Source organism: Methylobacterium oryzihabitans, assembly GCF_004004555.2.
Taxonomy (GTDB): Bacteria; Pseudomonadota; Alphaproteobacteria; order Rhizobiales; family Beijerinckiaceae; genus Methylobacterium; species Methylobacterium oryzihabitans.
The window spans coordinates 1-434 of sequence record NZ_SACP01000165.1; the positions used below are offsets into that span (position 1 = coordinate 1).

Annotated in this window: 1 protein-coding gene; it reads left to right on the forward strand. The window is 65.9% G+C overall.

Annotated features, from left to right (window positions below; translation table 11 throughout):
• Window positions 1-434 (forward strand): class II glutamine amidotransferase domain-containing protein (locus tag EOE48_RS28875; RefSeq protein WP_187371600.1); only part of this gene is annotated, 434 nt, incomplete at both ends.

Consider the following 434-nt stretch of genomic DNA (forward strand, 5'->3'; position numbering starts at 1 on the left):
GCGCCGCAGTGCTCAAAGTGCATACCGATGAAGCTGCGGCCCGCGCCGCGCTGGCTGCGCTCGCGCCGGAGGTGCGCATCATGAGCGCCGGGCAGAGCATCGAAATCCTCAAGGGCATGGGCTTGCCGGCGGAAATTTCCAGTCGCTTCGGCCTGGCCGGCATGAAGGGCAGCCACATTATCGGCCACACCCGCATGGCCACCGAAAGCGCCGTGACCATGGAAGGCAGCCACCCGTTTTCCACCGGCGCCGACCTGTGCCTGGTGCACAACGGCTCGCTGTCCAACCACTTTCGCCTGCGCCAGGAGCTCAAGCGCGAAGGCATCAGTTTCGAAACCGACAACGACACTGAAGTGGCCGCCGGCTACCTGACCTGGCGCCTGCAGCAGGGTGACAGCCTGGCCCAGGCCCTGGATGGCGCACTGGAAGACCTG